Raw genomic sequence first — 24,862 nt, 5'->3', positions numbered from 1 at the left:
TAGCTGCGACGGGAACACTTCTTAGAAGAAGTTGATCCGGTCATCTTCGTGCAACTGAACGATTGCTTTTTTCCAATCGCTTGTCTGTCCCTGATTCAGACGACTTCGGCGAGGCTTTCCCCGACGATTCTGAGTCCGCACAGCGACGACACGAACACCCCAAAGTTCCTCGACAGCTTTGCGAACATCTTCTTTGTTCGCCATTCGATTCACTTCGAAAGCGTACGCATTATATTTTTCTGACTGGTGAACACCCTTCTCAGTCACGAGCGGGCGAAGCACCACCTGATGTGATTCCAATTCGATTCCAGCCACAACTCACCTCTTTTGACCGTTGCAACAACACTCATTGACTACTCTGCGGAAACAGCTTCCGACTCGACAGGAGCCAACCGCCCTTCTCTCGCGAGGTCAATCGCTTCTTGAGTAATGACGAGCTTCTTCTGATGGAGCAACGAATATGCGTTCATCTCTTTCAGCGGAGCAACCCAGAGATTCGGGATGTTTCTCGCTGACTTCCAAACATCAACATTGTATTCAGGAATGACCAGCAAAACCGTTGAGTCGGCAACACCGAGACTTCTCAACATATCCGCAATTGGCTTGGTCCGAGGACTTTCCACCTGGAAGCCGGAAACGACTGTCGCTTCACTATCCTGAAACTTACTCAGCAAAGCCATGCGTGTCGCCAACCGAACAGCCTTCTTAGGCAGCCGATAGCTGAAATCACGAGGTCGTTTCGCAAACGCGTGACCACCGCCAACTCGAATCGGCGACCGCTTCGTACCCATACGGGCGTTACCGGTCCCCTTCTGCCGAAACATCTTCTTCTTGTTCCCGGAGACTTCTCCCCGAGTCTTTGTGCGAAATGTTCCCTGACGACGATTCGCCTCGTACATCACGACAACATCGTGCAGCAACTGCTTACTGATTCGATCGGCCAGATCAGCACCATCGAACTCGTAAACACCGAGGTCACCACCGGACATGTCGCGAACTGGCGCGGATACTTGATTTTGCTCTGACATTGCGCTCCACCTACTTCGCGACCCGTACCACGACATACCCGCCGTTCGGCCCGGGAACAGCACCGTTAATCAATAACATGTTATTTTCAGCGTCGACACTCACAACATCCAAGTTCCGAACCGTCACTTGAGTTCCGCCGTATCGACCGGCCATCCGCTTGCCTTTCCAGACACGAGCAGGATCTGTCGCCTGCCCGATACTCCCTGGCATACGGTGAACCTTCTTCACACCGTGAGTCGCCCGCTGACCCTGAAAGTTGTGACGCTTCATCACACCAGTGGTTCCGCGACCCTTACTGGTCGCCACGACATCCACTGCCTTCACATCAGCAAAGACATCAGCTCGCAACTCTTGACCAACATCAAGACCGTGCTGCTCGCCGTCGACACGAAACTCACGAATAAATCGCTTAGCTTCACACCCAGCTTTCGGAGGTGCTTCCACACCTCGCTCAGCCATGGCTTGCTGTCGCTTACTCTTCAGAGCAACAACATGTCCCCGCTCAGCACGATTCGCTCGAGTTCGCTTCCGCTGACTTTCGGGACGAGCCAAATCCTTCTGACTCAGCTTATCTTCAAATCCAACCTGAACCGCTTCGTAGCCATCACTGTCTACAGTCTTAACCTGCAGGACGGTACACGGCCCCAATTCAATCACAGTCACAGGCACAACGACACCATTAGCGTCGTACACCTGCGTCATTCCAACTTTTTTTCCGAGGAGCCCAACTGGCATGGCTCAACCTCTTTTATCTACTTCACAGGGAACACTAGCGGCCCCAGATTTATCCACACGACAAACGGAACGGCCGAATCGCGCCTTAGCAGGCAATTGCCCCAACAAGAGGCTTCGATCCACCCACGCCAGTCCGTAGCGCCACAGACGATCACCAGCCGAGACTCACTCAACTGGACGCCTCACCCCGAATACTAGGTAGAGGCCTTAATCTTGATATCAACACCCGCAGGCAACGAGAGCTTATTCAAAGCATCAATCGTCTTGCCCGTCGGCTGAACAATATCAATAACTCGCTTGTGAGTCCGAACTTCGAACTGCTCGCGAGACTTTTTATTCACGTGAGGACTCCGCAACACCGTGTACCGCTCAATGCGGGTCGGCAACGGAATTGGTCCATGAACGATCGCGCCGGTCCGCTTCGCCGTATCGACGATTTCCGACGCCGACTGGTCAAGGACGGAATGATCAAAAGCTTCCATCCGAATTCGGATCCGCTCGTTCGAAGCCACCGTTCACTTCCTCAAAAGATTAACTCAAAAACGTCTTAAATTTTTATAGCTGTGGCACTTAGAGACGTAGACTGTGCCGTTCCCGCAGTGGGAAACGAGGGATGTTACTGGTGCTCAATGCGTTTGTCAACGATGAGTCCCAACTGTTCCCGCGAGAATTTTGCGTGAATTCTCATCTTTAACCCAACACTTCGTCAACAACCACTCCATGAACGTCAGTAAGGCGGAAATCGCGGCCCGCGTATCGATACGTCAATTGTTTGTGATCGAGGCCAAGCAAGTGCAGGATTGTGGCATGAAGATCGTGTAAATGAACACGTCCTTCAACTGCCTCATATCCGAGTTCGTCGGTCTTGCCATGCTGAAACCCTCCCCGAACTCCCCCACCCGCCAACCACATCGTGTACCCCTTGGCATTGTGGTCTCGGCCATCGAGAGTTTTTTGCGCGGTGTCCGGAGTTCTTCCGAATTCCCCGCCCCAAACAACCAGCGTATCGTCGAGCATTCCTCGTTCTTTCAAATCCGCCAGCAAAGCACCGATCGGCTGATCCGTGGCAGCTGCACGACTTTCGTGCCCTTTGACCAGATTATTGTGCTGATCCCAGAATTCGTCGCAAACCTCGACCACCCGCACCCCTGACTCGATCATTCGTCGTGCGAGAAGGCACTGTCGACCGAAATTGTCACTTGGCTTCTTCTCCCCAATTCCGTAGCGATCGAGCGTCGATTGCGTTTCTCCGGAAATATCGAACACCGTTGGAACCTCAGCCTGCATTCGGAATGCGAGCTCGAACGACTCGATCACCCCATCAATTTGAGAATCCTCGGGATGGGCCGTGGCTGTTGACCGATTCATTGCCTGAATCAAATCCAACTGCCGACGTTGCTGCCGATGAGTCAATCGGCCGTTCTCGATGTTCCCGATTTTCGCATCCTGAATCGGCGTCTTGATGTCTCCAATCGCCGTTCCCTGATAAATCGCTGGCAAAAACGCCGATCCGTAGTTTTTCGCTCCCCCATTAATCAGCGGAGGACAGAGGCTGACAAAGCCGGGTAAGTCCTGATTCTCGGTCCCGAGCCCATACAGAATCCATGCCCCCATCGACGGACGCGTGAATGCGAAGCTGCCAGTATGAAGCTGCAGCATGGCAGGCGTGTGATTGGAAATATCGGTGTGCATCCCAGAAAGAACGCAGAGGTCATCCGCATGCTCAGCTTGATGCGGGAACAAGTCCGAGACCCACAATCCGGACCCTCCTCGCTGCCGCCACTTCCAATGAGATGGAGTCAGTTTCCGCGACTTCGATTTGGCAACTTTTCCCGCCTGAGCGTCGAGTTCCGGCTTGCGTTCGAACGTCTCCATGGCGGACGGACCGCCGCGCATGTGAAGGAAAATCAACTGCTTTGCACGAGCAGGATGATGCGGAACTTTTGGTTGAAGCGGAGACTTCCCCTGACCGACGGCCAGAGAATCCTTGCACAATCCCATTAACGCCAGGTAGCCAATTCCACATGTCGCGGACTGCAAAAGCTGCCTTCGCGAACCAATCGTTTGAAGCGGTGTCACCATCCCATTTCCCCTTCCATTCCCATCCAAACTTCGACGAGACATTGTTTAATCGACATATCGAAACTCCGCCGAAGCAAAGACAGCCTGACAAACCGTCGACCACAGCATCACGTCAGATTCCGGCAAGTCACCGCGATTTTTCTCATCCGCGTCAGCCCCCGATTTCCACGAATCGATGTAGCCCAGAAGACGCGATTCCTCATCTGGAAGCGGCTTCCTGCAAAACACCCGCAGATACAACTCCTCGATCATTTCAGTGTCCGAAGCTTTGTGATTCAGTAACGACCGGGCAGCATGTTCACTGCAATCGAGCACAAAGGGACTGTTCATCAAGAACAAAGACTGCGACGGAACATTGGTCGCAAACCGAACACCCTGAGGATTGGAGGGTTCCGGAAAATCGAAGACCTTTAAGAACTCCGGAATAATGCCGCGGATAATCGGGAGATAGACGCTTCGATACGGATAAGGCTGATCCAACAGTTCAACTTTGATTCCCCGCCCAACTTCGCCTTCGCCAATTTGCGTGACAATCGAAGCTTCGGGCCGGTCAAGTTGCAGTTCCCCACTGATTCTCAGCATGGAATCCCGCAACACTTCCGCATCCACTCTGCGCCGAGTCCCACGCCAGTACATTTCATTTTGAGCATCGAGCTCCTCATTGTGATCGTTCGAAGTCGTGGCCAGTCGATACGCACGCGACAACACGATTTCGCGAACCATCGCCTTCCGCGACCACGAAAACTCATGGACAAAGCGATACGCGAGGTGATCGAGTAACTCAGGATGGCTGGGCGGTGAACTATTGACTCCGAAATTGTCGATCGATTCGACCAACCCTTTGCCAAAGAGGTGCATCCAAATTCGATTGACAGCCACGCGAGGCGTTAGAGGCTGATCTTCATCGGTTAACCACTGTGCAAGTTCCCATCGACCGCTCTCTTTCGAGGAAATTCCCGGCTGCCCCTCGAGTGAAATTACGGAAAGGAAACCGCGTTTCACGACTTCCCCCGCCTGACTTTTCTCCCCGCGAATCTGAATCGGGAAGTCTTTCACTTTGGCTTTGTCCCGAACGCCGATGGCGAACGAAATCTCCGGTGCCTCCTGTCCCTCAAGCTCGGCAATCTTCCGAATCAGCGATTGATTCTCACGCTGAGCCTGTCGATAAACGGCGATTTGCTCGCCGACTCCCTGCTCAACATCTTCTTCATCACCGTCGTCGCCTTCGGCCGTTTCCTCTTCGTCGGAAACCGAGACAAACTCCAATGGAAGCTGATCACCTGCATCCGCCAATGACTTTTCCAGCTCTTTCCAATTCTCCGGCAGCGCTTTCTCTAACTTGCGAACCTTGGCTGTGGCTTTGGTTCGTTTCTTTTTCAATTCCGCCAATTCCTCCACAACTTGAAGGTAGCCATCCACCTGAGCCAGTTCCGACTCCGCTCCAATGGGAAGGTAGACGTCCAGCTTCGCTTTCAAATCCTTTGGACGCCTGATCGAACCGCCGTAGAGTGTTTCCGTGCTCTGAAAAATCCCCGCAAGAGCGTAATAGTCCGCCGTGGGAATCGGATCGAACTTGTGATCATGGCACCGAGCACAACTGACGGTGAGCCCCAAAACAGCTTTTCCGATCACATCGATTTGATCGTCGGCAAGATCGAGCGTCAAATTTCCACCGTTCAAGCTCTTGGAACCAATCGCCAGAAAACCGGTGGCAACTTGCAATCGTTCCCGCTGAGTGTGAGTTTTTGCGTCGAGAAGGTCTCCGGCAATTTGCTCCTGAATAAAGCGGTCATAAGAGATGTCGTCATTGATCGCGTCGATAACGTAGTCCCGGTACCGCCAGGCATATGGCATCAGAACGTCGCGGCTGTTTCCTGCAGACTCTGCATATCTTGCGACATCAAACCAGTGCCGAGCCCACCGTTCACCGAACTGAGGCGAAGCGAGAAGCGAATCGACGTAGCGTGCGTAAGCGGAAAAACTGGGATCAGAAAGAAATTCCCGAACCTGATCCGAACTCGGAGGAAAACCAACCAAATCAAGCGAGACACGCCGCAAGAGCTTCTCGGGAGTGGCGTCCGCGACCGGGGAAATATCTCTTTCTTCCATTTCGCTCAGAAGAAAATGGTCGATCGATGAACGCGGCCATTCGTCGTGGACAACTTCCGGAACTGGAGGACTTCGCACCGGTTGAAGCGACCACAAAGAATCGGCAAGCTCCTGGATCGACGGCGAAGCTTCTTTCTCGCCTGCCAGATCCCCCTGGCGTGTATCGGGAGCCCCCATTTCAATCCAACGACGAAAGTCATTCACGACTTTCTCATCGAGCCGTCCGTCTGGAGGCATTTCAAGACCGTCTCGATACTCAAGAGCCTTGAGGATCAAACTTTCCGCAGGCTTGTTTGGAGCAACGGCAGCGCCTGAATCTCCTCCCTGCAACAGTGCTTCCCGCAGATCGACGCGCAGTCCTCCTTCGGTCAACTCCGCCTCTGCGGAATGACACTCATAGCATCGTTCAACCAGAACGGGGCGGATCTTCTTCTCGAAAAACTCAAGCTGTCGCGGCGTAAACTCCTCTGCGGAGGCTGCAACAGCCACCTGAAGCAGCAGTGCTACAAGAATTGGGAACGGAAGTGGACAGTGCAGGATCCCGGAAGAATCGGAACTCGTCATGCGGAGGCTCATCGGAAGGTAGTTGAGGCAACCCAGGAAGGCAGACCCCCGCGAATGAACACAATTCGAGGAAGTCTTCCCACAAATCTATCCCATCAAAAGCCGTCGATACAAGCGAATGACGCAGACAGTTCGTCGTTTTTGCCTTCTCCGTGATGAATAGTCGGATTGAACAATTCCGGGCCCGGAATTCGCTCCGGGAATTTTCGGACAGAAGATGCTCGAGTCAGTTGCCAAAATGGAGAGTCTCTGACATAATACTCCGCTTCAAATTCGAGTATCGTCGATTGGAACTTGACTGATGGCATCGTTGACAAAAGCCGACATCCGCAAAATCCGCAAAAAACGGGCACGCCTGAAGCGTAAGATGACTTGTCGTTTCTGCCCGGATGGTGTGATTCCGCGTCCGGTCTACGTCGACTATAAAGACGTAAAAACACTGAAACAATTGATCGACCGTGAAGGTCGCATCCTCCCGCGACGTCGCACCGGAACGTCAGCAATCTACCAACGCGCAGTTCGGAAAGCCGTTCTGCGAGCACGGTACATTGGATTGCTGCCATACGTTTCCGACGAATAGGACGCAGCTAAAGCCGGCCGCACAGGCCCCGCTGTAGCTAGCGCCAAGCGGCGTGACGATCCGCAAGACATGGGAAGCAATCGCTTCCCTTTTTTTTGTGCCTGACATTATGAGTTCGCCTCATCAAACACTCTTGAATCGGATTCTCACCGAAAACCTGAAGAACGTCCTCAAATCCATCGAGTCGACGTGTCTTCGATGTCACCGCGATCCGAGCGAAGTCAAACTGATCGCCGTGACCAAATACGCCCCGCTGGAAGCTGTCCGCGAACTCAACCGGATTGGTCTTCGAACCTACGGCGAGAATCGGCCACAACAGCTCGTCGAGCGGGCTCAGACTCTGACCGAAGACTCCGAATGGTCCCCGGCGGAATGGCATCTCATTGGCCAACTCCAACGAAACAAAGTGCGACTCGTTCTTCCACACGTCGCTCTCATCCACTCAATTGACTCTGTCCAACTTCTGTCGCAGATCGACCGGATCGCGGAAGAAACGGGAGCATCTGCTTCGGTTTTGCTTCAGGTGAACACTTCTGGAGAGGAATCCAAGAGTGGTTTCCCTCCCGAATTGCTGTTGGAACAATGGGAGCGAGTCTGCTCGTTTAACAACGTTCAACTGTGCGGGCTGATGACGATGGCCCCTCTGACTGAAGAGACGAAAACAGTCCGCAGCACGTTTTCCGAGCTTCAAAAGATCCAGACTGACCTCAATTCGACCGGCAGACACCCTCCCCTGACGGAATTGTCGATGGGAATGAGCAGAGACTACGAAATCGCAATTGAAGAAGGCGCGACAATCATTCGCCTCGGAAGCATCCTCTTCGAAGGGACCGCCGAACTCTGAACCAGCTCAGAGACAACGTCACCCGCAACGTGAGCAACTCCTGTGGAGCCTGCCTGATGCCTGAAACCAATCACTTCGAGCAACTGGTCGAGTCGTTGGAGATCCAGCAGCGGCAGGACCAGACTATGCTACGAGTCAAAGCAATCCCGGGAGCTCGTCGAAGCGGCATCGTCGACATTCACGACGGATCGCTCAAAGTCGCGGTGACTCAGGTTGCGGAGAAGGGAAAAGCCAATCAGGCCATCCGCAAACTGCTTTCCAAAGCTTTGGGAATCAGCCGAAGCAACCTCTCACTCGTCTCGGGAGAGACCTCTTCGAAGAAGGTTTTTGCCGTCAGCAATTGCACTGTCGCAGAGCTTAAAGCTGCGATTGCGAACGCACTTTCATCGACAAAATAGCAAGACTAATTTCGTCGAGAGAACATCTACAACTCAGCGGTTCCCGCTGAAATGACTCGATGTGTCGGAACGAGTTTGTTGTCGATAACCTTCTGCCGACTCAGCCGATCGACTCCCTGTTCGAATGCCTTTTCCGGCCATGGTCCCTCAGAGAGATGAACACCGGAATACTCAAGCAGCGTCCCTTTGACGAGATGCATTCGACGAATTGCGTCGCTGTACGAGATCAATGTTCGATCGTAATCGGTTTCGGCATTGGCCAGTCGTCGCTGAGCATCCAGCAGAATGTTCAACGGCACTTTGTCCGCATCAAAGGCCGCTTGCAGTGCCTCAGTCCGCTCCTTCGCCGCCTGACGGCGATTGAAGACCGTTTGCAGAACGCGATAAGACCGCTCAACTTCCGCCAGAGCATTGCTAAGGTCATGAACCATTCGCTGCTCCTGTTCGAACAGCAACGCCCGTTCACGAGCCAGCAAGAATTCCGCATTTCGAACACCAGCATGAGCTTGCCGATTCCCGAACGGGAAGGCTAACTCGACTCCTACCTGAGTCTCCTGAAAGTTCCCGTCGGCGAAGTTTCCGAGGGCACTCGCGAAAGGTGCTGAGTCATGATAGCGGGCAAAGTTTTCACCGAATCCTCGCCAGCGTGAAAGTGCAACGACATCCAATTCTGGAAGGAGGAAATTGCGACTGGCGAGAAGTTCCATTTCTCGACGTTTGATCATCCACTTCTGCCGTCTCAATTCAGCACGATTGGCAAGACACTCTTCGAGACAGATGTCCCAGTCGAAGAAAATCTCGGCTCGAGTTGGTTCGTCACTCGGACGCAGAACCGCCTCTCCAGTGGCTGGCAACCCGATCAGATAGCGGAGTCGTCTTTCAGCAAGGTACACACCAGTTTCGGATCGAGTCGTTCCGTCGAAAAGCTGTCCGCTGAGAGCATTCTCAACTTCTTCCTGGAACCGGTAGTACTGTTCGCGAGCCTCAGCTTCTTTGTCTGCCTCTCCTCCAATTCGCCCTCGGTCCCGAAGAGCTTCGACTCGACGCCAGGTTGCAAGGGCAGCATCGCGGGCTGCGATCCGTGAAGCGAGATTGCGATACGCGAAGTACAAGTTCCAGTAGGCGTCTTCAACTTCGTCAACGAGATCACGCACTGACAGTTCGAAGTCAGCAATCGAAACATCGGTATTCGTTCGAGCAACAAGAACGCCGTTATAGACTCCGGGAATGTTGCTCGTGCCGGCGATCCGTCCGAAGTCGATGCCTGCTCCACGAAGCAGCGACTGGCGAAATTCCGCCTCAACGTTGAAGTTCCAGGCACTCTCGAAAGCATTCCCCGGTGCGTTGTTGTCGTCGTAGTCGATGAAGTTTCGAAGCGTGAACTCACTTCCGAACGGGGTCCGCTTGGCGATCTCGGCCTGATAGACCATCGCCTCCTGTCGGAGAATTCGAGTTCCGCCGCCGAAGAATTCATTGTTCAGCGCGCGATCGTTTTTCTCGAAGAACAGATTCGCCGCAAACGTTGCATCAAATGCTGACAACGCCGCTTCCGGTCCAAATCGTGGATCGGTTTCCTGAATCGCTGGATCCAACGGTGTTCGAACAGCCCCGGGAGTCGTCAGTACGACCCCGCCGAGATCTCGAAAGACTGTGGACTTGGACAACGCCAGCTTGACCGCTTCTTCGAGAGAAATCTCCCGAAACTCTGTCGGCACACCGGTCGTGAGAGAAACAGGTCTCGGCGTGAAGTGGGCAACGGGATCAACAACTTGATCGAGTTCCGGATACTTGATTGCCGTCGCTGCCTGAAGATAGGGTACGTCCGCACTCTTCCGCGTGAAGTGCTGACATCCAGAAACGATGATCAGAATCGCGCACAGCAAGACCGCCCTCGACCGCCCGACAATTCGAAGGACAGCCCAAAGCTTAAGGTGATCAGATTTTCGATTCGGTCTGGTCATGTCGTGTCGACAAGCCTGTCGTGCATCTGCAAAATCCGCCGGAATAACCGGCACGATCGCTAGAATCGTTATATTCTTCCTCTTTCATCGGTTGTTCCGCCCTCAAACGTGACACCAATTGAAATTCCAAGACACCTCCTCCTGTCAGCCGACGACCATTCGACACCACCAAATGACTTCAAACGCTCCCAACACGCCCAGGAATCCACTGAAAATCGTTTCCGGGGGACAGACGGGAGCCGACCGCGCAGCACTCGACGCGGCACTTCAGCTTGGAATCCCGTGCGGAGGTTGGTGTCCCTCGGGACGCCGAGCAGAAGACGGCCCCATTCCTGAAATCTATCCGCTCAAAGAGATGACTTCGCCCCGCTACGATGTGCGGACGCGGGAGAACGTTGCCGATTCAGATGGCACGCTGATCCTGACAGATTGCGATCGGTCCGCAGGCACGCTGCTCACCATTCGAACGGCACAGCGACTCAACAAACCACTTCTTTTTTTGGACTTCCGGCAACTTCTCATCACCGATCGGCAAGAACAGTTGTCTGAATGGATTGAGATCAACTCGATCTCGAAACTCAACGTAGCTGGCCCTCGGGAAAGCACCTCTCCCGGAATCTTCTCACAGGCGAAATCGTTTCTGCAACAAGCCCTCAAGCCCTATTCTGGTTCAGCGCTCCGAACAAAGTAGTCCGGCCGATAAAGCGCCCCATCGGGTCGTGGCCGTGGCAGACATCGAGACCATCCTGCATCAATAAAAAAACCTCCGGATGTCACAAGGTCCATCCGGAGTTTTTTTCGTCATTCAAGTCAGAGACGCTTCAAACCTGATCTCAATCGATCGAGGACTCAACGTCGCCACAGCTGTCATCGTTAAATCACAGCCTTGATCCTTTGCAGGAATTCTTTGTTCGTTTCAAACTTCCCGAGAGTTCGAATCAGTTGGTCCATCGCTTCCACTGGGTTCATTGAAACCAGGCTTCTGCGAAGCATCGTGACACCTTCCAGAACTTCTGGATCGAGAATCTTTTCTTCTCGACGTGTTCCAGATCGAGAGATGTCAATGGCCGGCCAGATCCGCCGATCAGCGAGATCCCGGCTGAGGACCAGTTCCATATTTCCGGTCCCTTTGAACTCTTGGAAGATTGCCTCATCCATTCGGCTGCCGGTCTCAATCAAAGCGGTCGCGACAACTGTCAGTGACCCACCTTCATCGAAACGACGAGCTGTTCCGAACATCTTTCTGGGAATATCGAGAGCACGCACATCGAGACCACCGGTCCCGATTTTTGACTCACGTCCTCCACTCATCCATTTGTTGAATGCACGAGCTGTTCGGGTGACACTGTCCATCAGAATGAGGCAGTCTTTCCCGGACTCTGCAAGACGTTTTCCGCGTTCGAAGATCAGCTGGCTAATACGAACATGGCTTTCGACATCTTCATCCATCGAAGAAGCGATCACCTCGCCGTTCACCATCCGTCGCATTTCTGTGACTTCTTCTGGTCGCTCGTCGATCAGCAAGACAATCAAATGAACTTCCGGATGATTCTTGCTGACGGAATTCGCGATCTCGTGCATCAGCATCGTTTTTCCGGAGCGAGGCGGAGCAACGAGAAGCGCTCTTTGTCCCTTGCCGATCGGAGTCAACAAATCCATCACACGCATCGTGATCGGAGTTGGCCCCGTCTCCAGTTGAAGCTGTTCAAACGGATTGATGGGAGTCAAATTGTCGAAGTGCTGACGCGCTTCGTATTCGTCAGTGGTCCCACCATCAATGGACTTGATCTCGAGCAATCGTGGACCCTGCCCTCGTGTTCCTGGGCCGATCTCGCCGATGATCTTGATCCCCTCGCGGAGATGATGCTTTTCAACGAATGAGCTGGAAACAAACGGATCTGACTCACGTGCTCCGTAGTCATTCGCGCCAGCCCGGAGGAACCCATACCCTTTTGGGTGCAGTTCCAGAATTCCTTCGATCTCACCCGAAGTCTGGACTGGCTCAGGTGGGGCTGCATTCTTTTCAAATCGCGTCGTCTTCGCTGGACGTGAACGCTGATTTCCGGAGTTGCGTCGCCCCTTCCCTCCTTGCGAAGAGTTCCCTTTTCGACGTCCTCCCGAATTCTGCTGAGAGTTGTTCGACCCGCCGTTGTTGTTGCTGCTGCTTCCCTCACCTCCGCCGCTTCCTCCGCGACGGCGACGACGTCGACGACGACGTGGCTTTTCATCCGATTGTTCTGAAGACTGCTGGTCCGAAGACTGCTGATCTCCGGAGCTTGCCTCTGTATCACTTGAAGCTTTGGCAGACGTCTCTTTTGCGACCTTCTCTTCACCTCGGTCGTCGCTTGCCGACACACTGTCGTTCGAGTCTTCCTTTTCTGCGGAAGCCTTCGACGACTTGCTCTTCGTACTTCGGCGTTTTGTAGTTGTTGTCTCAGACCCTTCTGCCGAATCGTCAGCCGCTTTCGCGGAAGCTCGCTTTGTCTTTTTGCGCGTTGCCTTCGGCTTCGCAGGAGCTTCGGTGGACTGGTCGTCATCGACAATTCCTGCACCGAAATCGAGATCGTCGTCCACGTCGACTTCCTTTTTCTTTGCGTTTTTTTTACGAGTTCGACTGGTCGTCGTCTTACTGTCCTTACTGGCGGACTTCTTACTAGTCGTCTTCCGCTTTGGTTTGCTTGAAGTCTCAGTCGAGGAAGAACTTTTCGAAGGCATAAAAAAACCCGATTCGCTAAAAAAATTGCATTCGTTGCTCCGCACCCTCAGGGAGTCCGAAACAAGAAAAAACCTTGGAGACGACAGGATCAACGATCCCGCTCAGCAATAAATTCTCAAGCAATCTCACACCATGTGCTGGACTCATCGCTTTGTCAGCGACAGCAATGCCCAACATTGTGCGAGTCGAAAATTTGCGACTCTGAATGAGCGGAAGTTCTATCAATTCAACTGCGGGTTCCATACCCACCCTGTCGAAACTAAAAACTTTGTTAAGGCAGCAGTGACACTATGATCCGGTCCCTCAGACGGAACTCAACGGATTGTCCAACCGCAGCATCATTGCCACAGTTAAACTCAAAACAATTGCCACCAACGGATTGGCTGGGGTTCAACGTCATATGAACACCAATAGGCACACCCCTGACGACTCCATACATCACACGTGTGATGATGACGCCCTGAATGTGTTCAGCAGAAGCTGAAAAACTGTCAACAACAGTTGGCAAGAAAACGAATCGAAGCCCGACAAATTACCGTCGTCGACTTCTTCAGTTTTCCTGGTTCAGTCAGTCTTGATGAGAACAATTCATCCCATCACTTTGAATCAGAAACATCAAACTGATGGCTTCACCGCCTCGGCTCAGCTTGACTCTCTCTGATTACTGTTTGTCTTTTGATTGCATATTTTTCGACACGTCTCTTTCAACACGTCCAGTATTCATTTCCCAGCACTCCACCGGGCCCCAGCATTTCACAGGGACGAGCACCTGACAACAAATCGCCTCAGAGCTCTTCATGAAACTACAGACTCGGAATCGCCACTGATTTTCGAATCAAGCCCCCAAAGCATGTTCAATGAACAACCTCTCCTGGAATGACTTGAGTCTGCTCAGCGATTGCGTTCCCAGTGTCTAATGAAACTTAGTGTCTACTGAAACTTACACTTGTGGAATTGTTGCTGACTCGAATTCCGATTGGTCCAACCGAAATCGCAACGTCTCCCAACAAGCTCGCTTGCATTGTTCACCCGCCTTAAAAGCGACTTTCCAATGCGACTTTATGTATTGAGTGTTTTTTATTGCTTACACCGGAAAGGACAGCTTGTCCCTCCGTCATCGACCGCGAGGCGGCCTGTCAGGACTTCGCAGTATCTCAGGACTTCCATGTGTTCTTGATACGCGTGTACTCGATGAGCGACACCATTAAGAATCTTCTGTTCAGATCCCGAATGGACCACCCCCAGATCACATCACCTTCAGCAACAACCGCACACAGAAATTTCACAATCAACCCCACAATCATTCAGCGCCAATTCCTGCTGAAACCGTGTGTTGTCATCCCTCACGATTGATTGCCAGTGATTTCGATTTAAGACCGTCTTCCCTGTCCTTCAAAATTGCGAAACTGGCCAGCCCACTCGAATCGATTGATCGCAGTGCCTACTGCAGTCCACATCGCATTTGAAAACATTTTCACGTCGCCCGCAACGCACCAAAACGATTCCGCGGTCCCTTTTGACCCCAGAAGACAATTCCGGAAGATTCATTGCGAGGTCAACGCACGTCAGGTTTTATAAGATTCAAAATATGTGCAACTCACTCGGTTCACAAACCAGTGCAGTGCAACAATTCCGCGTATTGCATCAATGCATCGCTCCCCGACTCTGCTGTTTGACAGCGTTGCTTGACGGTGCTGTCTCACTGCAATTGCCGCTTAGCTGCATTGATCGACAATCAACCTTCTATCTATCTCGAATTCCAAATCGTTAAAGAGAACATTTCTCTTGCCATTGATTCCGCTTGGATTCGAAAAGAGCACATCACGGGCCAAAGAATCTTAAAAATTTCATTGACCGTTATTGGGGCGACCAGCGACCTCTGTCGGGACGACCCAACTGCTGAGAAGGAGATTGAGTAATGACAGTATGGTGATGACTCATCGTCGAGAGAGCTCACCCTGAAAGCCAACGCCACTCAGTCACGTCGTTGAATGACTCTTAAATCGCATTGCGAACGACGTAGCAGCGATAAATCTCACCAGTATCGTAGCTTGGAATCCAGTGATGTCAATTCACCGCTTCGACTAAGTATCGGTTATCATCGATTTCTGAGTCAAGCGTGATTTGTCCGCCGAACCGTCTTATTTGCCCTTCTTCGACTTTTTCCCGTCTTCTTTCGCCTCTTCTTCGGCCGAAACCTGTTGAATTTCGACCGGTTCCGGACCCGGTGTCACTGGAACAGGCTGCTCTGGCAGATTGAATATCTTCTGCCCCTTGTAGGACGCAATCGGTCCGTTGCTTCCGGATCGGTCTGTCGCCCACGCGGGAACATCAAGCCTTGTCCCGGCGAAGCGGACTTTCCCTTCGTGAATCGCCCCTCTCTGAAACGGCCCCGCCCCCAGAACCCAAAGATCTTTGGCCGAAGACCGAGAGGTGAGCATTCCAGACTGCCAAACCCGTTCACGGCTCTCTTTGTCGTAAGCAAACATCGCGATCTTCGCGGCGGCAACCTGATCGCTTCTTTTGGCGAGAGCAAGCTCGGGAATCCCCGGAAGGGATGGCATATGAGAGACCGCTGCAAGAGCATCCGCGGCGTCGTTGAGTGGTCGAGTCGACGGAATTCCGTAAACCACCTCGTGCGAATCTGCCCCCAGCGCCCCGACCCGACCTTCAATAACAAAGTCAGCTGTCGAAGCATTTTCCTGAAGCAGAACGCCGGCAGCGACCATCTGCTGGCGGAGTGAACCGATCATATAGTCGGAATTGACGAACCCGATTCCCTTGTAGTCCTTGATGAATTGCGTGTCGAAGAAGACTTTCTGGTGGGCCAGTGGAGTGAAATCGAGTCGTGCCACAGCCCCGTCGACCGCATCCGACATCACCAGTTGCTCCGTCGCTGTCGAGTGCTTCGTCGTTCCACATCCGCTCAGGCAAACGTGAAGCAAGAAACAGACAACGGCGAAAACCGGGATTTGACGCAGAGAGACCATAACGAGAACAAGGGAAAGCACTAAGGCGGGGGGAATTGGAAGAACGATTTCCAGGAGGGTGTGAAAAGTATACCAGTGTTTCCAAAACGCAACAAATCCAATTTTTCGGTGATGCCCGAAGCAAACAATATTGCAACCCCCAATTGTCAAATTCTTTTTTTGACAATGGTGCCGAGAACCTCATAGCGTCGAATCCTGCAAGATTTACCTGACTCTTCAATTCAAGGATATCGACATGAAGGACCTCACCTCCCCAACCGCTACCATCGTTCGGAGGACACTCAGACTGGTCGCCTTTAGCGCAGCTGCAGCCGTCCTGATGACTGCAAGCGTCAACGCTCAACAAGCACCGGAAACTCCAGAAGTCCCTCAAGCCCCAGCGACGGACACAGCCTCAACTGCCGATCCGACTCCAGTTTCCGATCCTGCCCCTGCCGCTGACCCTGCCCCTGCCGCTGACCCTGCCCCTGCCGCTGACCCTGCTCAAGCTGCCGACCCTGCTCAAGCTGCCGACCCCGCTCAAGCTGCCGACCCCGCTCCAGCTGCCGATCCAGCTCCAGCTGCCGACGAATTGCCACCGCTTCCGCCGGAACCACAGAAAGTCGAAGAAAAAGCACCTGTCGTGATTCCGAGCAAGAATGGACAGACAACCCTGCTAAACGGGAACTGGTCAATTCGAATCACACCTGCTCCACGCCCACAAACGGACGATGCGAGTGCTGAGAAGCTGGCGAAAGTCGAGACGTACAAGCAGATTTACGACGCAATCCCTTATCGACGTGCAGATTACCTCGCCAACCCCAACTACCGACACGACACAGCTCTTGAGATTCTCTTTGGCGAAATGCGTCCCACCGTCATTCACCGCCAGGACCAACCTCAGCGAGTGGTCAATCCACGCCCACAGATTTTCCGTCCCGACATGTTCCCGTACATCGGAGACTACCGAAAATACTACTGGCGATCAGGACTTTACGCTCTGCGTCCCAGCCCGCTGCCACTCTTCCCGTTCTCGTTCTAAAGCAAGTTGCTCTTTCCTGTGCACTCGCTTGAACTTTTTCATCAGCTAGAACGCTGAGCTTGCTCGTGCGAGTGAGTGCGAACCAAATCAGAAAATGCTCTGATCCGCCTTCACAGGCTTGCATAGAATTTCTGCACTCGCCGGAACGCTCTTGTTCCGAATGAATGCTGAAGCTGGCCGGTGAGAATTTTCCAAAGCGATGGAAAGAAGAATTCGGCGGAGGGATTCGAGATGTCGATATCCGACTGAGTGACATTTGAGAATCACTCAGCTTGCCCGCACCGGGACTCACTGAAAAGCGAAAAACAGATCGACCAGACCGTCAATGCGGCCTGGTCGATTTTTGTTTCCTAACTTCCTACTGCCACAATGGTTCCTTGAATCCTCAAGCATGATCCATGCTGAGAAACTCAGGAAATCCGGGCTGTTGGAGTTTATTGGAAATCGCCCAGATCAGCATCCAGATTCTCGCTGGAAGCCCGGTACTCTTCCAATGCCTGACGCTGATTCGGCAATTGCATTTCCGGTCCGGCGGGGAAGAACTGAACGTCATCCCGCAGATAATATGCTGAAGGCAATGTCTGGCCACCCATCTGAGTTTGGCAACCGCAAAGACTTGCCGACACAGACATTCCGACAATTGCCAGAACGACAGTCTTCGAGAAAAGAGTGTTGTGGATCATGCCGAAGCTCATTCTCAGGGTGAAGTAAGACTCTCGATAATGACTCCCAGACTTCCGGTCACCACCCCGGGCAATACGAAAGGGGAATCAACGAGCAAAGGTTGTTTCTCGGACAGAAGGAAACTGTCCGCTAACAACTTGATCGTCACGAAAAGTCCGCGTCTTGAGAATTTTCGGCACAATCGTCAATACTTGACTCATCTGCAGACACCGAACACGTCAACAAAGCAGGTCCCTCGCTATTGAAGGAACCTCGCACCGGCCACTTCATCGACAATACGTGCGACACTCAATTCGCCGACAGCCAACTGAGAATGGTCGCGTTCTCCCGGAAACAATGAAGCGGTCGCAAATACGCAGACTTTCCAGCTTCGAGAGTCCGAACCGGCAGCGTAGTCGGGAACCCTCGGAGTGAAATGCAGGCACTCGTCCAAAGTATTGAGAACGGGGTCTGTGCGAACCCTTAACGAGAGGCACATTCCCCGCTTGTCGAGAATTCCCCAAGTTCACTCATGTGAGGCGATGCAATCTCCGGAAAGACCGCATCGCTCATTTAGCAACAATGAACACTGAAAGCAGTGTTTATCACCACTAATCGTCTACGGGACGAACGACCGAGGCGCGAGGCCCTTTGGGACCGTCCTCTGACTCATACTCCACGTCTTGACCTTCTTGAAGCGATTCAAATTCTGCATCCTGAATCGCGGAGACATGAAAGAACAGGTCCCCTCCTCGATCTTCCGATGTGATAAACCCGAACCCCTTGTCAGCGACCAGCTTCTTGATCTTTCCTCGCAGCATTGCCGCTCTTCCTTACTCAATAACTCATGACAGCTCGAAGAAGTTCAATCTCTCTCACATCCATGAACTCCCGTTCTTCTCTCCTGAACAGTCATGTCAAAACACAGCCTGTGCTTGTTGAATCACATTGCCTGTGAAACCACACGGTGATCAGGATTGACTCGATGCGTTCGCAAGAGGTCGAAACTTTGAAACACTCTGCGACTCATCAGTCTCAATGGTCGAATGATCGGGAAAACGTCCTGTTTTGAGTCAATCGGAACCTTCACCACAGAGTGAGATTATAGCGGTCTTGAGGCTGTTCTCGATTCTCCCGAGTGGGAATTTCTCAAAATCCCATCAACCAAGCCAAATATGTAAAATCGCCCTATGCAGGCTTGAAGGCTTGCGAGTCAGTCGTTCTTGTGACATGGTTTCGACAGAAGACGACACCCCACCACCCGACCGTTGAGACAGTTTCTATGCTCAAGCCTTTTCGGCCCAGTTGCCTCTCACGCCGCACGAATACCCCGATCTCAAAGCGGGAACGTCAGTTCTCCCTGAAAAATCGTGCGTGCCTTGTCCCCATGCTTGCGACTCTGATTTGGTTCGCTTCCAGCGTGACGACACAAGCTGAAGACTTGATCATCAACGGACAACGTGCGTTTGGGTACCTCAAACAGATTTGCGATCTCGGCCCGCGATACTCTGGATCGGAAGGGATGGAGAAGCAACAAGAACTTCTTCAGGAGCATTTTTCCAAACTCGGCGGCCTCGTCGGTTTTCAGGACTTCGATGCAACGCATCCGCAATCCGGAGAACCGGTTCGCATGCGGAATTTGATCGTCTCCTGGCATCCTGAGCGAAGAGACCGAATCATCGTTTGCTGCCACTACGACACTCGGCCATTTCCCGACCGAGAACCTCTCGAGATCAATCGCACGAAACCGTTTATTGGGGCGAATGACGGAGGGAGCGGAGTCGCCCTGCTCATGGAACTGGGAAATCACATGGCGGTTCTCCCGAACAGACTCGGGATCGACTTCGTCTTCTTCGACGGGGAAGAACTCGTCTACAAAGAGGGAGACAAGTACTTTCTCGGATCAGAACATTTCGCTCAGCAATATCACGACAAGCCGCCCCGCAACCATCGATACGTGAAGGGAGTGCTCGTCGACATGATCGCCCAACGTGAACTCAACGTTTATTACGAACGCAACAGTCTTCGCTATGCTCCAAAAGTGACTCGAAGCATCTGGGCCACTGCGAAACGTGTCGGCGCGACACAATTTCATGCTCGCGCGAAGCACGAAATACGCGACGACCATCTGCCGTTGAACCAGATCGCCAAAATCCCCACGAGCGTGATTATCGACTTCGACTATCCGTACTGGCACACACGCAATGACCTACCAGCCGCGTGCTCTCCGAAATCGTTGTATACGGTCGGACTCGTCGTGCTGGCCTGGCTCGCGGAAAACTGAGTCTTTTCCGCAATCATTTCTTTTGACGTTTCACGTTCGAACACCATCTCTGAGGGAGGTGACCTTCTCGACAGAGAATCTCTCAGAGATGATTCTGAACCGCAGTCCCTGAACGCTTGCAGCGTCGAAATCCCTCGACACACTCACGTCGTGCGGAACAACTGACGTTAATTCGCACGAGTCATCAGGACGAAAGTTCGTCAAATCGTGCAAGTGATTGCACAGGCAAGGGTAACGTGCACCTCACCGCCGGAATCCACGAAGCGATTTCGCTTCATCACATGCTTGAATCAAGAGCCGGCGTTGAAACCGGCTGACGATCAATATGCTGGAAGTGGATCGACGGTCGCAGTCATTGGGTATGCGTACGGAGCCATGGCAGTTGGAGCTCCACCGGTATAGGCACCGGGATAAGTTCCGCATGCACCGTTCGGGCATGGGGAGGCAGGAGCGCTGTACGTGTTGTATGGTGAGTATCCGGCACCGTATCCACAAGGCGCACAACCTCTTTGTGCGAATGGGCAACAACATCCCGTTGCAGCAATCGTCAATGCGAGGGTCAGCATCAATGCGCACCGCTTCATAGTTCCAATCCTTTTCGTGGGAGTGAGAGAGGAGTCATCGTGTGGGTCGGTCGACCCATGTGAAGTTGTCTTTTACCGAACGCTGCGAAATCCATTCGTCGTCGGCAAAGACTTTGATTGAGGAATCTCGAAAGGGACAGGCCGCTCAAATGTGCGGTGCCTGTGTGAGCGGAACGATACGATTCCAACTCGAACGAAACAACGGGAATTGAGGAAATCCCCGATTTCCTGAGCACGATTGAAAGAATTGCAACTCGTGCCCCCCTCAATCCGCCTGAAGCAAGCACCTTCAGACATTCAAAACGGCAGCCACCGAAACACATAAGCCCCGCCTCAACGCACGGCTCCTCAGTCAATCCGATCAATCAATCTCGACTTCGACGATCGGATCGATCTCTCCCTTCGAGGTAAATCTCGAAAACGATGTTTCGTAGCTCGTATGCATTCCAAGAACGGTTCGCGGAATCGTTGGCGGCACCAGCGAGTGATACATCAGCCATTGATTGCGTCCGACTCGAAAACGAGCCCCGAACGCTTCCAGCTGTGACTCGATCTTCCCATCTTGCACAACAGTGAGTTGATTCCATTCGACGGGCCGAAAATGCCTTTTCGGTGCCCAATCAAAAACGGTGGAAACAAACAAACGAGGGGACTCGCTCGACTGTTCCATCACCAGCTTGCCCTCCTCCTCTACCACAAATCCCGGAGCCTTCTGTGTTCGTTCCTGATGAATCGAAATCGGCAGCACGCGGATTCGCTGACCTTCTGCCAGCAGTGCCACCTCCCGAGTCGCGGAGTCGGCCTCAACTTCATAACTCGAAGCGATGGGAAGAGATGAACGGAAAGCAAGCGACTTCGCTTCAGCTGCCTGAACGGACTGATTAAGGATTAACTGATGATCCTGCCTGAGCAAAATCACCTGTCGCATGATCTTTGTCCCGTCCGGCCCTTCCTGAACGAGTTCCATAAAGTCGACTTCTGCATCTTCGAACCAGCACGAGCAGGTCCATTGCGCGTCGCTTTCAATCAATTGTCCGTCGACTTGAAGTTCAGCTTCCCACTTTCCCCGGAAGATCGGGATATCGGCCGCGACGACGTCGAGTGACAACGTCGAGCTGTCATGAATCACCACGCATTGGTCGATCGGTGATTTCCATGACGACCGCAGATTGGCCACCATCGCCCAGTCTGACTGAAAAGTTTCTTCGGGGAGTTCCCACTCGCTTCGGATGGCCGACAGACTTTTCCCGCTTGCAAGCCCCTTCAAATAGCGATCGAGACCTTCCCCACCCTGATAATCCAGTGCTGACAGAACGGTTCTCAGGCGAGTGAAATCTTCGCAAGCGTCCCCTTCTCGTTCTGCTCCCGAAAACGCAATCCGATTCGGAGTACACAGCGAGACGACACGCTCCAGAAGAGAATGCAGACGAGTGCGAATCGATTCATTCCAGAGCCGTTCTCCATGCACACGAGCGAACAAAGACATCCGCGCTAAACAGCTGAGCGAATCAACAATCCCCGGAATCCATTGCGGCTGCGGAGTCCCGTCGTTGTCGCTCGTTTCATCGATACACATCCGAACGAGACCGACGACCTCTTTCTGAAGCTTCCGGGCACCTTTGAGATCTCGAAGCGAAACGGCCAGCATGAAGACCGTTTCAAGAAACGGAAGTTGGCTGAGCGCCTGATCAGGGTCCACTTCCGGTTTGTTCTCCAGCCACGACTGTCCCTGTTGAACAACCCATCGCCACAGGTCGATCAATGCGTCGGTCGACAGCACATCAACCTTGAGTGATAGAATCCAGACCGCTGAACACAACGACTGGAAGTTCGTGTCGGAGTCGAGGTTTTCAGCAATTCGGGAATGAATTGCTGCAGCGACTTCTGATTTGCGTTTCAGTTCTCCGAAGAGAATCTGTTCCCAGGCATCTTCGTTTTCATCGTTGGAAGAAACACTCGGCCAGAGAGTCTTCAGGTCCTTCCGGAGTTCTTTTCGCTCGCGTTTTTTCATCGAGATCGAAAGCAAATCGTCTCTCATGATGCGTGCGAACTCTTCAACGTCCCCTCTTTTCGCGGCCGATCCCAGCCCGGCGGTTGCACCACTGCGAAACGAAATGGACTGAAGCCATTCGCTATCATTAAGTTCGAATGCCGACGCACTCGCTGCGACGTATCCGTTTGATGATTCGAGCGTTGCACTCATGACAGGTTTCGTTTCAAAGCTGAAGTTGGAATCGTCTTGCTGATGTTTGCGCAAGTGGAGCGGTATTAGACCATTTCCATGGTTTTTCTGCACTTGCCCGAACACGTTTCCTATCGATGAACACTGCGATTGCTGATCCGACTCGCAGCCACACAGATGAAAAGCTGCCCTATGAATCGCGTCCCCAAAGACATTCGGCGATCCAGTCAAGGTCATCCTGTTGTTGCTGACGCGCTTCTTTGGTTGTTGTGCCACCAGCACTGTTCAGGGCATTCGCCACGATGAGACGAACCACGCAGGAAAGTGGAGTTCCCGGTTTCTGTGAGAGCGCGCGGGAAATCATCGGGTGATTTCGATTCAGAATGATTTCGTTTTGCGATGTCGGAGCATCCGCGAAATGCGTGTCGATGAGTCGCTGAAAGCCGGTCGGAATCTCACCTCGTTGCTTCAGTTCTTCGAATGACTTCGCGAGTTCGTGACGTTCATTCAGAAACGCCATGACAGGTTGATCCGCGCGAAAAGAACCGAGCAAGACCCTTGCCTGAGAACTCTCAAGAAACTGAATCCACTCCGGTGCTGCGTCTTCGAGATCCTGAACACCGAGAATCATCGCCGAGAAATTCGGCGCAGTCGGAGTCGCAAGGCGAAGGTCACTTTCAATTCCAGCATCGAAATCGTCGGCAAGACACTGAGCAAGGAGAGACTCTTCGAAGCTCCGGAAGGTGCTCACACAGGGCGCCGAATGCGAAGCGAACAGCGAGTTGATCCAGCGCTCCTGTCGCCGATCCGGATTGTACCACACCACCCGATCGACATCGTCTTCGAAGAGTGGGTCCGCCTCGGACTTCTCGAGAATCTCTTGAATCGTGAGCGGACCGTGCGACGTCGGGAATCGATAGGACTGTTTGAGGATCTGACGCAGACGTTCGTTTTCAATCGCTGCCCCAGCGAGCGAATAACGATGCCAGTTGACAATCGATTCCATTCGTTGCGGGTCAGTCTCGGCGAGCCTATCGAAGTGTTCGAACAGGATCTGTTCCAAAACCTCACACACGTTTTCGAAGGCCCGGTTGCGGACGAGATCCTCGCGACTGGCAGTCGGCGAACAGTCATGAAGCTCGATGCACCCGCGCAAAAACGTCGCCCAGACGGGGAGGATTCCCTGAAGTTTGCGTGAGATCACCATCCTTCGAACGGTGACCATGACTGTCGGAAGATCGCTGAAACCAGGGACTCGCTGGGGGCTGACGTACAGCGCTCCAGAAATCGAAACGGGATTCTCAATACGGATCGGAATGACATCGAGCGGCGTTTCGTCGAAGTATTCTTCGATGGCCAATTCCGTCGATTCCGGATCCTGTTGCGCGTCAAACCAGGCTGCATGGATGACGTTGACGCGCACGTCGGAATCGTTCAGAAAAATCGGGATCAGAAGAAAATCTGCATGGTCGCGAATTGCAGTTTCGACCGCTTCGGAATTCTCGGCCAGAAACCGGTACTCCGATTTCAGGATTAACGTGACCGTGGTCCCAGCCTGACTCCGTTCGATGTTCGAGAGATCAATCTCGGTTCCGGGGCCTGCCTCCCAGCGAACTCCAGATTCCGCAGCTTCGTTTCGACTTTCCACGACGAGCCGGTCAGCGAGCATGAAGGCACTGAACAGCCCGACCCCGAACTGACCGATCAAGTCGCCATTGTCCGCTGATCCGGATTGTTGAGAAGGCGGAGGAGTTCCCCGCTTGATGAGACCTGTAATTCCCAGTCCGACTGTTCCGAGATAGTTTTCCGCATCTTCGGGAGTGAGACCGACTCCGTCGTCAGTGAATGAGAGAGTGCCAGCGTTTGCATCTTGCCGGACGACAATCTTCCCCTGAAATTGCAAATCGCCACGTCGTCGGCGCATGATGGCATCATGCGCATTTTGCAGCAGCTCTCGAATCGGTGTGTCGTAGCGGCTGTAAAGAGATGATCCCATGATGTCGATTACACCGGCGATATCAACCTGGAAAGGGATCTTGCGTTTCCACTCGGACATAATTGTTTCAACGACCTCGGGAAAAGTAAGTCGAGCATTGATGCGAACGCATTGAAGTCGACAC

20 protein-coding genes are annotated in these 24,862 nt (G+C 52.8%); 6 read left to right on the top strand and 14 right to left on the bottom strand.

Features of this window, described 5'->3' with window-relative positions:
• Positions 1-21: 21 nt before the first annotated feature.
• From rplW to KOR42_RS02175, 6 genes are all read right to left on the bottom strand, one after another.
• Positions 22-315: a 50S ribosomal protein L23 gene (rplW, locus tag KOR42_RS02200; protein ID WP_146506983.1), complete on the bottom strand. Its 294-nt coding sequence runs from the start codon at positions 313-315 to the stop codon at positions 22-24.
• 38 nt (positions 316-353) lie between these two features.
• Positions 354-1,028, bottom strand: a complete 675-nt coding sequence (gene rplD / locus KOR42_RS02195; RefSeq protein ID WP_146506982.1) for a 50S ribosomal protein L4 — start codon at positions 1,026-1,028, stop codon at positions 354-356.
• A gap of 10 nt (positions 1,029-1,038) precedes the next feature.
• Positions 1,039-1,764 carry a 50S ribosomal protein L3 gene (gene rplC, locus KOR42_RS02190; RefSeq protein ID WP_146506981.1) on the bottom strand — a complete coding sequence of 242 codons (726 nt, stop codon included), beginning with the start codon at positions 1,762-1,764 and terminating at the stop codon, positions 1,039-1,041.
• Between the two features lie 194 nt (positions 1,765-1,958).
• Positions 1,959-2,276 carry a 30S ribosomal protein S10 gene (gene rpsJ / locus KOR42_RS02185; RefSeq protein ID WP_146506980.1) on the bottom strand — a complete coding sequence of 106 codons (318 nt, stop codon included), beginning with the start codon at positions 2,274-2,276 and terminating at the stop codon, positions 1,959-1,961.
• Positions 2,277-2,454: 178 nt separating this feature from the next.
• Entirely contained in the window at positions 2,455-3,846 is a 1,392-nt protein-coding gene (locus KOR42_RS02180) for a DUF1501 domain-containing protein (protein WP_231740599.1), read from the bottom strand.
• A 45-nt stretch (positions 3,847-3,891) separates the two neighbouring features.
• Positions 3,892-6,519 (bottom strand): PSD1 and planctomycete cytochrome C domain-containing protein, encoded by a 2,628-nt coding sequence (locus tag KOR42_RS02175; protein ID WP_197440786.1) that lies wholly within the window; start codon positions 6,517-6,519, stop codon positions 3,892-3,894.
• A 301-nt stretch (positions 6,520-6,820) separates the two neighbouring features.
• On the opposite strand from KOR42_RS02175, the gene rpsR reads away from it, so the two are divergent.
• The 3 genes from rpsR to KOR42_RS02160 all read left to right on the top strand — a co-directional run bounded on the left by rpsR (position 6,821) and on the right by KOR42_RS02160 (position 8,341).
• The gene (gene rpsR / locus KOR42_RS02170) at positions 6,821-7,099 is read left to right on the top strand and encodes a 30S ribosomal protein S18 (protein ID WP_146506977.1); all 279 of its coding nucleotides are present in this window, start codon (positions 6,821-6,823) and stop codon (positions 7,097-7,099) included.
• Between the two features lie 109 nt (positions 7,100-7,208).
• Complete coding sequence (locus KOR42_RS02165) at positions 7,209-7,943, top strand: YggS family pyridoxal phosphate-dependent enzyme (protein WP_146506976.1); 735 nt, start codon at positions 7,209-7,211, stop codon at positions 7,941-7,943.
• A gap of 56 nt (positions 7,944-7,999) precedes the next feature.
• Positions 8,000-8,341, top strand: coding sequence for a DUF167 domain-containing protein (locus KOR42_RS02160; RefSeq protein ID WP_197440785.1), 342 nt, complete (start codon positions 8,000-8,002; stop codon positions 8,339-8,341).
• A 26-nt stretch (positions 8,342-8,367) separates the two neighbouring features.
• Here KOR42_RS02160 and KOR42_RS02155 read toward each other — a convergent pair whose 3' ends face one another.
• On the bottom strand, positions 8,368-10,302 hold the full coding sequence (locus KOR42_RS02155) for a TolC family protein (RefSeq protein ID WP_146506975.1): 1,935 nt from the start codon (positions 10,300-10,302) through the stop codon (positions 8,368-8,370).
• Between the two features lie 172 nt (positions 10,303-10,474).
• Here KOR42_RS02155 and KOR42_RS02150 point away from each other — a divergent pair, with 172 nt between their 5' ends.
• Positions 10,475-10,993: a putative molybdenum carrier protein gene (locus KOR42_RS02150; RefSeq protein ID WP_146506974.1), complete on the top strand. Its 519-nt coding sequence runs from the start codon at positions 10,475-10,477 to the stop codon at positions 10,991-10,993.
• A gap of 182 nt (positions 10,994-11,175) precedes the next feature.
• On the opposite strand, the gene rho is transcribed toward KOR42_RS02150, so the two are convergent.
• Together rho and KOR42_RS02140 are read right to left on the bottom strand one after the other, a co-directional pair.
• A complete protein-coding gene (gene rho / locus KOR42_RS02145) occupies positions 11,176-12,876 on the bottom strand; it encodes a transcription termination factor Rho (protein WP_231740597.1) in 1,701 nt (566 codons plus the stop codon).
• A gap of 2,283 nt (positions 12,877-15,159) precedes the next feature.
• On the bottom strand, positions 15,160-16,008 hold the full coding sequence (locus KOR42_RS02140) for a DUF6655 family protein (RefSeq protein WP_315861337.1): 849 nt from the start codon (positions 16,006-16,008) through the stop codon (positions 15,160-15,162).
• A 235-nt stretch (positions 16,009-16,243) separates the two neighbouring features.
• Here KOR42_RS02140 and KOR42_RS02135 point away from each other — a divergent pair, with 235 nt between their 5' ends.
• A complete protein-coding gene (locus tag KOR42_RS02135; RefSeq protein WP_146506971.1) occupies positions 16,244-17,029 on the top strand; it encodes a hypothetical protein in 786 nt (261 codons plus the stop codon).
• A 434-nt stretch (positions 17,030-17,463) separates the two neighbouring features.
• Here KOR42_RS02135 and KOR42_RS02130 read toward each other — a convergent pair whose 3' ends face one another.
• Positions 17,464-17,712, bottom strand: coding sequence for a hypothetical protein (locus KOR42_RS02130; RefSeq protein ID WP_146506970.1), 249 nt, complete (start codon positions 17,710-17,712; stop codon positions 17,464-17,466).
• Between the two features lie 591 nt (positions 17,713-18,303).
• The gene (locus KOR42_RS02125; RefSeq protein ID WP_146506969.1) at positions 18,304-18,513 is read right to left on the bottom strand and encodes a cold-shock protein; all 210 of its coding nucleotides are present in this window, start codon (positions 18,511-18,513) and stop codon (positions 18,304-18,306) included.
• A gap of 461 nt (positions 18,514-18,974) precedes the next feature.
• On the opposite strand from KOR42_RS02125, the gene KOR42_RS02120 reads away from it, so the two are divergent.
• Positions 18,975-19,976, top strand: coding sequence for a M28 family peptidase (locus tag KOR42_RS02120; protein ID WP_231740594.1), 1,002 nt, complete (start codon positions 18,975-18,977; stop codon positions 19,974-19,976).
• Positions 19,977-20,296: 320 nt separating this feature from the next.
• Here the strand turns inward: KOR42_RS02120 and KOR42_RS02115 are convergent, their stop codons facing one another.
• From KOR42_RS02115 to KOR42_RS02105, 3 genes are all read right to left on the bottom strand, one after another.
• Positions 20,297-20,560, bottom strand: a complete 264-nt coding sequence (locus KOR42_RS02115; protein ID WP_146506968.1) for a hypothetical protein — start codon at positions 20,558-20,560, stop codon at positions 20,297-20,299.
• A gap of 361 nt (positions 20,561-20,921) precedes the next feature.
• Complete coding sequence (locus KOR42_RS02110; protein ID WP_146506967.1) at positions 20,922-22,763, bottom strand: hypothetical protein; 1,842 nt, start codon at positions 22,761-22,763, stop codon at positions 20,922-20,924.
• Positions 22,764-22,932: 169 nt separating this feature from the next.
• Positions 22,933-24,798: an HSP90 family protein gene (locus KOR42_RS02105; protein ID WP_197440783.1), complete on the bottom strand. Its 1,866-nt coding sequence runs from the start codon at positions 24,796-24,798 to the stop codon at positions 22,933-22,935.
• Positions 24,799-24,862: the final 64 nt, after the last annotated feature.

The organism is Thalassoglobus neptunius, assembly GCF_007859735.1.
Lineage (GTDB): Bacteria > Planctomycetota > Planctomycetia > Planctomycetales > Planctomycetaceae > Thalassoglobus > Thalassoglobus neptunius.
Note: the sequence above shows the minus strand (reverse complement) of the source record. Positions and strands in the feature narration are given on the sequence as shown.